Genomic DNA, 7,721 nt, shown 5'->3' with positions numbered 1-7,721 from the left:
CCGCAAGGCCACCGCCCCGGCCGGCGGGGCACCGGCCGCCGAGGAGCGCACCGAGGCCCGGACCGGCGAGAGCCTGCCCGAGGCGGCCGTCGAGGAACTGGCCGCCGGGACCGCCGAGGTCGAGGAGGCCGCCCCGCGCGGCCGCCTCGGGCAGGCTCTCGCCGGTCGGGGCGTCGGTGCGCTCCTCGGCGGCCGGCGGGGCACCGGCCGGGGCGGTGGCCTTGCGGACCGCACGACGGCGGCCGCGCGGGGCCTCCACCGGCTCGGCGGGCTCGGCCGCATCGGTGACCTCTGCGGGCTCGGCGTCCGCGACGGGCTCGGTCCGGGTGGCCTGCGGGGCACCGGCCGGGGCGGAAGCCCTGCGCCGGGCACGACCGCGCGGCGCCTCGGCGGCGACGGGCTCGGGGGCCTCCGCGGCTGCGGTCTCCTCGACGATCTCCACGGCCTCGGCGGCCTGCGGGGCACCCGCCGGGGCGGTGGCCTTGCGGGACGCACGGCGACGCGCACGCGGCGCCTCGACCGGCTCGGCCGCGACGGGCTCGGGGCTCTCCGCGGCTGCGGTCTCCTCGACGATCTCCACAGCCTCGGCGGCCTGCGGGGCACCCGCCGGGGCGGTGGCCTTGCGGGACGCACGGCGACGCGCACGCGGCGCCTCGACCGGCTCGGCCGCGACGGGCTCGTCCTCGACCGGCTCGGCGGTCACCACGGGCTCCACGACCTCGGCGGCCTGCGGGGCACCCGCCGGAGCGGTCGCCTTGCGGACCGCGCGACGGCGTGCGCGGACGGGCGGGGCGGCCTCGGCCTCGGTGGCGTTCTCAGTACTGGGGTCCGACTCTCCGGCGTCAACGGCCGGTATGGCCGACGCGTCGGCAGCGCCCTGTGCGCCGCCCGACGGCGGGCCGGCCGGGCGGGACGCCGCGCGGCGCCTGCGGCGCGGCGGCAGCTTGTCCCCGGGGGTGTTGTTGTCTTCTGCGTTCCCGGTCGTGCCGGGTTCGGTGGGCAGCATGCGGGCGGTTCTCCCGTCGCGCTCCCGGGCGCCGCGCCTGATTCCGGTCCGGCACGGTCCGCATGATGTACGCGGTACCGCCGTCCGGGGCGCGGGCGCCGCACGGGGGCTGAATGTCTGGCTCGCCGGTTCCGTACGCGGTCTGCGGACGGCCTGGCGAAAGTCTTATGGGTCAGCGCGCGGCCCGGCCCAGGTGGCTCCCGAGTCCGAGGGCTGCGCTACAACGACCGCCTTACGCGGTGCCTGCACCTTCCGGCGCCGTCGCGACGGCGGTCCCGGTGGCCGTGGGTAGAGCGGCCGGGGCTGCCTCGCGGTCAGGCGCGAGCGGGTCGGTCACCGTGCCGGACTCCTCGTCGAAGAGCCCCTGCGCCAGCCTGGTCACCGCTGCGGGGACCGGCGGCGCCAGGTCGGCCACAACGCGGAGACCGGACAGGACGTCGTCAGGTCGCACGGCAGGTGTCACGTGCCGAACAACCAGCCGCAGTATCGCACAGGCCTTGGCCCCGGGCCTATCAGGCTGTTGATCAAGGGCCTGCAGGTCCACCACGGCGGACCGGGCGTCGAAGCTGCGCACGCCGTTCTTCGTACGGCGCTGGACCTCGACGGCCTCGGCCCCGTTGAAGGCGGCCACGGCCTTCTCGGCCTCCTCCACCGAGACCCCGTCCAGCCGCATCTCCCAGATGGAGGCGGTCAGGCGGTCGGCGAGACCCGAGGTGCGGGCCTCCACGGCGTCCGTGATGTCGAGACCGTCCGGCAGCGAGTCATTGAGCAGCTCGCGCAGGACGTCGGGGTCACGCGCCTCGGTGAGGGCGATCTCCAGGAACTCGGCCTCGCTGCCCGTGCCGGTGGGGGCGGCATTGGCGTAGGACACCTTGGGGTGCGGGGTGAAGCCCGCCGAGTAGGCCATGGGCACCTCGGAGCGGCGCAGCGCCCGCTCGAAGGCACGCTGGAAGTCACGGTGACTGGTGAACCGGAGGCGGCCGCGCTTGGTGTAGCGCAGACGAATGCGCTGCACTGCCGGTGCGGGCGGCGGGCCTTCGGGCTGTCGCTTGCCCAGTGGTTCTTCTCCTCGGTGCGGAGCGGACGCGGGTGCACGCCGCCCTCGAAATACGGGTGGGCCCGGGGTGCCGCTCCGGCTCACCCCTGCTGGGCGGTTTTCTCGCCGTGCAGGGAGATCTCTGGTGCGGGCGCCGCGCTGGGCACAGTCGTCGCTTGTTGCGTAGCACCCAGCCTACGCGCAAGGGGGCTCCCTGGTTCCCGGGGCTCGGTCACAGGCGGCCCGCCGACCAGTGCCCGCCATGCGTCGCGGCGGGCCTGCCGGACGGTTTCGCGGGCCGTGCGCATCGCGTCCCCGGCCGTCCGGCCCACCGCGACGGCTGCCCTCCTGGCCGGGGCCCATACGGCGTCGCGCACGAAATGGCCGAGGGGGGTGCACACCGTGCGGTAGGCCCAGGTCACCGGCGCCCCGACCAGATGCCAGGCCAGCCAGGCCAGCGCCCGGCCGACGGCCCGCGAGACGAATCCGGCGATGCGCCAGGCGACGCCGATCGCGGCGGCGACCTCCCGGCCCACGGGGGTCAGCACCCGCCGGTACACCCAGACCAGCGGAGTGACGAGAAGCACCGAGACGAGCAGGCGCAGACCGGCCCACAGCCCCCGGAATCCCGCGGCGACCCCGCGGGCCAGCACGTCGAGCAGCCAGGCGATGCCGTGGCCCAGCGGCGTGAGCAGTTCCTGGTACGTCCACCCGGCCGGCAGCACGACCAGATACCGCACCAGCCAGGCGGCGGCCAGCCCCAGCGGCACCAGGACGTACCGCCACACACCCACCACCGGCAGGACGAGGACGACCGTGAGCAGCCATCCGGTCCCCGCGAGGATTCCGCGTCCGGCGGGGGCGAGCAGCGTCAGGTACACCCACCGCAGCCCGTGTCCGAGCGGGGTGAGGGCCGCCGCGTACAGCCAGACGAGCGGGACCACGACCCCGTACCGCACCCCGGGCACCACGGCATACCGCCACAGCGCGACCCACGGCCGGACGAACACCGCCGCCCCCAGCCACCGCAGCCCGTGCCCCACCGGGACCAGTACCCACTCCCACAGCAGGCGGGCCGGGGTCACCACGAGGGCCTGGAACAGCCAGGAGAGCGCCCGCCCGAGCGGCCGGAGCAGGGTCCGGTCGGCGGCGCGGGCGCAGGCGACGAGGGCGTCCCACACCATCCGCACCGGCAGAACCAGGACGAGGACCACGATCCGCACCGGAATCCTGATGAGGGTGGTCAGACAGCCGTCACCGCTCTCGTACCGCGCGGGCGCCTGGTGCTTTCCGTAGTCCATGCAGTCCATGACGCGAAGGCCCGGCCGGGGGTTTCCCGGGCCGGGCCTTCGTCATCGAGCTGTCACCCGGCCGGAGCCGGACGGTGTCGCTTCAGGGCGTCACTTCACGACGGTCAGCGGGAGAAGCTTCTTGCCCGTCGGGCCGATCTGGATGTCGAGGTCCAGCTGCGGGCACACCCCGCAGTCGAAGCACGGCGTCCAGCGGCAGTCCTCGACCTCGGTCTCGTCGAGCGAGTCCTGCCAGTCCTCCCAGAGCCATTCCTTGTCGAGGCCGGAGTCCAGGTGGTCCCAGGGCAGGACCTCCTCGTACGTCCGCTCCCGGGTGGTGTACCAGTCGACGTCCACGCCGAAGGCGGGCAGCGTCTTCTCGGCGCTCTTCATCCACAGGTCGTAGCTGAAGTGTTCGCGCCAGCCGTCGAACCGGCCGCCGGCCTCGTAGACGGCGCGGATGACGGAGCCGACCCGGCGGTCGCCGCGGGAGAGCAGGCCCTCGACGATGCCGGGCTTGCCGTCGTGGTAGCGGAAGCCGATCGAGCGGCCGTACTTCTTGTCGCCGCGGATCTTGTCCCGGAGCTTGGCCAGCCGGGCGTCGGTCTCCTCGACGCCGAGCTGCGGGGCCCACTGGAACGGGGTGTGCGGCTTGGGCACGAAGCCGCCGATGGAGACGGTGCAGCGGATGTCGTTCTGCCCGGAGACCTCGCGGCCCTTGGCGATGACGTTGACCGCCATGTCGCCGATCTGCAGGACGTCCTCGTCGGTCTCGGTGGGCAGACCGCACATGAAGTACAGCTTCACCTGCCGCCAGCCGTTGCCGTACGCGGTGGAGACGGTCCGGATCAGGTCCTCCTCCGAGACCATCTTGTTGATGACCTTGCGCATCCGCTCGGAGCCGCCCTCGGGGGCGAAGGTGAGACCGGAGCGACGGCCGTTGCGGGTCAGCTCGTTGGCCAGGTCCACGTTGAACGCGTCGACGCGGGTGGAGGGCAGCGAGAGCCCGATCTTGTCGTCCGTGTAGCGGTCGGCGAGGCCCTTGGCGATGTCGCCGATCTCGGAGTGGTCCGCGGAGGAGAGCGAGAGCAGACCGACCTCCTCGAAGCCGGTCGCCTTGAGGCCCTTCTCCACCATCTCGCCGATGCCGGTGATGCTTCGCTCCCGCACGGGGCGCGTGATCATGCCGGCCTGGCAGAAGCGGCAGCCACGGGTGCAGCCGCGGAAGATCTCCACGGACATCCGCTCGTGGACGGTCTCGGCGAGCGGGACGAGCGGCTGCTTCGGGTAGGGCCACTCGTCGAGGTCCATCACGGTGTGCTTGGACACCCGCCACGGCACGCCGGACTTGTTGGGCACGACCCGGCCGATTCGGCCGTCCGGGAGGTACTCGACGTCGTAGAAGCCGGGGACGTAGACGCCGCCCGTCCTGGCGAGCCGGAACAGCACCTCCTCGCGACCGCCGGGACGGCCCTCGGCCTTCCAGGCGCGGACGATCTCGGTGATCTCCAGGACGGCCTGCTCGCCGTCGCCGATGACCGCGCAGTCGATGAACTCCGCGATCGGCTCGGGGTTGAACGCGGCGTGGCCGCCCGCGAGCACGATCGGGTCGTCGAGGCCGCGGTCCTTGGCGGCCAGCGGAATGCCGGCCAGGTCCAGGGCGGTGAGCATGTTGGTGTAGCCGAGTTCGGTGGAGAAGCTCAGCCCGAAGACGTCGAACGCCTTGACCGGGCGGTGTCCGTCCACCGTGAACTGGGGCACCTTGTGCTCGCGCATCAGCTCCTCCAGGTCCGGCCAGACGCTGTAGGTGCGCTCGGCGAGGACGCCCTGGCGCTCGTTGAGCACCTCGTAGAGGATCATGACGCCCTGATTGGGGAGCCCGACCTCGTACGCGTCCGGGTACATGAGGGCCCAGCGGACGTCGCACTCGTCCCACGGCTTGACGGTGGAGTTCAGCTCACCGCCGACGTACTGGATGGGCTTCTGCACATGCGGGAGCAGAGCTTCGAGCTGTGGGAAGACCGAATCGACAGACATCGCGAACTTTCGAGAGCCGGCAAGGATGACCATCCAGCGTACCGCGACGCTCAGCCTTCCGGAGCCGTCCGGATCTCCGCCCGGGACGCCCTCGCCCACACCCGGGGCAGTTCCCGTTCGCGTGCCGCCGCAGTCTCCTCCTCCTGCCCGTACAGCAGTCCCCAGGTGAACGACGGCTCGCCGGCCAGGTGTGCCTGGACGGCGAGGGCGCGCAGGGCCTCGCGGGCCACCACGCTGTCGTGGTGGTCCCCGAGGACGCCCTGTACGGCCTTCAGCCGCTTGACGGACTTGCGGGCCGGTTTCCCGAGCGCGGGGCGGGCGGCCTCCGCCGCGTACCGCGCTCGTTTCGCCGCCTTGCGCGCCTTGTGCAGGGCGAGGTCGCGCTCCGGTCCCGGTGGCAGTTCCCGGGCGTGGGCGATGCGGCGGGCGAGGCGCCGGTGGTCCTTGTGCACGGCGCGGGACAGCACCTCGCCGGGTGGCGCCGCGGCGGCGGGCAGCAGGGGCGGGTCGGCGAGGAGTGCGTCCAGGGTGCCGAGCAGCGTCAGGTAGCGGCTGCCGTCGAGTACGGCGACCGTGTGGCGGCGGGAGCCGCTGCGGCGGGCCACCGACCAGATCCGCAGCCGGCCGCGGACCGGTCCGAGGACCAGGGTGCGGGGCAGCCCGTCGAGCCGGGTGCGCAGCCGTTCGTCGAGGACCTCCTGGTCGCGGTCGACGCCCAGCTCCGCCGCGAGCCACCTCAGCTCCTCGGCGACGGGGCCGGTGACGGTCCGGTCGAGGAGGCCGCGGTACGTCCTGAGGGCGCTGCGCAGTCTGCGGGTGGCGACCCGCATCCGGTGCACGGAGTCGGGCAGGCCGCGGCGCACGGCCGGGTCCAGGGCGACGATCGCCGCGTTCTGGTCGCGCACATAGGCCAGGACGTGGTCGCCCGCGGTGTGCGGCCGCGGCCGTTTGCCGCCCGGTTTCCCCTTCGGGCCGGTCTCCGCGAGTGCCCGCGCCAGTTTGGACGGTGCCGCGGAGGGCCGTACCCCGGCCTTGCGCAGCCGCCGCTCGACGGCGTCGAGGAACGCGGGGTCGCCGTCATCGGCGAGTTCGGCCTCGATCTCGGTCCAGGAGGTGCTTGCGCTGCCGCCGTGCAGCCGCTCGGCCCGGACCGCGTCCACGCTGATCTCGGCGAGCGGCGCACCGTCGGATCCGGTCAGGCGGTGGACGTCCCGGGCGGAGCGGAGCCGGACCACGGGGACGACTGCGGCGTCCCGGACCCGGGAGCGGATCAGTGCGGCGAGTTCGGGCGGCAGGGTGTCGGAGAGCGGGGCCCGGATCTCGTCGCGGACGCCGGTGGCGACCGGGAATTTGAGGTGCCAGCCGGCGTCGCCCCCGCCGGTGCGGCGGCGCAGGGTGAGGGAGTCGGCCGCGAGCCGGAGGTCCTCGGTGTCGTAGTAGACAGCGTCGAGTTCGCTGACGCCCAGGTGGTCGACGGCCGAGACGCCGGCCACCCGGCTCAGGTCGGGCAGCCGGGTGGCGTCGGTGGCTTCGTACTTCCGCTCGATCTCACGCTTCGAGTCCGCCATGAGTCGAATCTAGAGGGAATGCGGGCAGATGGGCAGTCCCCGCACGGCTCAGGCCGTTATCGGCCGTTGCACCCTGATCGACTGGAGCAGTCCGATGGCCACCCAGATGGCGAACATCGAGGACCCTCCGTAGGAGACGAACGGCAGCGGCAGTCCGGCGACGGGCATGATGCCGAGCGTCATGCCGATGTTCTCGAAGGACTGGAAGGCGAACCAGGCGATGATTCCGGCGGCGACGATCGTGCCGTACAGCTCGGTGGTCTCCCGGGCGATGCGGCAGGCGCGCCACAGGATGATGCCGAGCAGGACGAGGATCAGCCCGGCGCCGAGGAAGCCGAGTTCCTCGCCCGCGACGGTGAAGACGAAGTCGGTCTGCTGCTCGGGGACGAACTGGCCGGTGGTCTGGGTGCCCTGGAAGAGGCCGGTGCCGGAGAGGCCGCCGGAGCCGATCGCGATACGGGCCTGGTTGGTGTTGTAGCCGACGCCGGCCGGGTCGAGCGCCGGGTTGGCGAAGGCCGCGAACCGGGCGATCTGGTAGTCGTCGAGCAGTCCCAGCTGCCAGATGGCGACAGCGCCCGCGGTGCCCGCGCCGAGGAGTCCGAAGATCCAGCGGTTCGACGCCCCGGAGGCCAGCAGTACGCCGAGCACGATGACGGCCATGACCATCACGGAACCGAGGTCCGGCATGCCCATGACGACCACCATCGGGATCGCCGCCACGCCGAGGGCCTTGGCGACGGTCCGGTGGTCGGGGTGCAGCTGGTCGCCCGCGTCGACGCGGGCGG

At 73.1% G+C, this 7,721-nt stretch carries 5 protein-coding genes and 1 pseudogene; all 6 read right to left on the bottom strand.

Features of this window, described 5'->3' with window-relative positions; all coding sequences use genetic code 11:
• A pseudogene (locus J1C73_RS02595) lies at positions 1 to 1,006 on the bottom strand (hypothetical protein); the annotation flags it as partial.
• A 232-nt stretch (positions 1,007 to 1,238) separates the two neighbouring features.
• Positions 1,239 to 2,021, bottom strand: coding sequence for a TIGR03936 family radical SAM-associated protein (locus J1C73_RS02590; RefSeq protein ID WP_207314888.1), 783 nt, complete (start codon positions 2,019 to 2,021; stop codon positions 1,239 to 1,241).
• Positions 2,022 to 2,143: 122 nt separating this feature from the next.
• Positions 2,144 to 3,343: a hypothetical protein gene (locus J1C73_RS02585; RefSeq protein WP_207314887.1), complete on the bottom strand. Its 1,200-nt coding sequence runs from the start codon at positions 3,341 to 3,343 to the stop codon at positions 2,144 to 2,146.
• A 99-nt stretch (positions 3,344 to 3,442) separates the two neighbouring features.
• The gene (locus J1C73_RS02580) at positions 3,443 to 5,368 is read right to left on the bottom strand and encodes a TIGR03960 family B12-binding radical SAM protein (protein ID WP_207314886.1); all 1,926 of its coding nucleotides are present in this window, start codon (positions 5,366 to 5,368) and stop codon (positions 3,443 to 3,445) included.
• Between the two features lie 50 nt (positions 5,369 to 5,418).
• On the bottom strand, positions 5,419 to 6,936 hold the full coding sequence (locus J1C73_RS02575; protein ID WP_207314885.1) for a CYTH and CHAD domain-containing protein: 1,518 nt from the start codon (positions 6,934 to 6,936) through the stop codon (positions 5,419 to 5,421).
• A 48-nt stretch (positions 6,937 to 6,984) separates the two neighbouring features.
• The coding region (locus tag J1C73_RS02570; protein ID WP_207314884.1) for an FtsW/RodA/SpoVE family cell cycle protein at positions 6,985 to 7,721 on the bottom strand (737 nt) is incomplete at its 5' end.

It is taken from the genome of Streptomyces laculatispora, from assembly GCF_017353455.1.
Classification (GTDB): Bacteria; Actinomycetota; Actinomycetes; order Streptomycetales; family Streptomycetaceae; genus Streptomyces; species Streptomyces laculatispora.
This window is presented reverse-complemented; position numbering and strand designations above follow the sequence as displayed.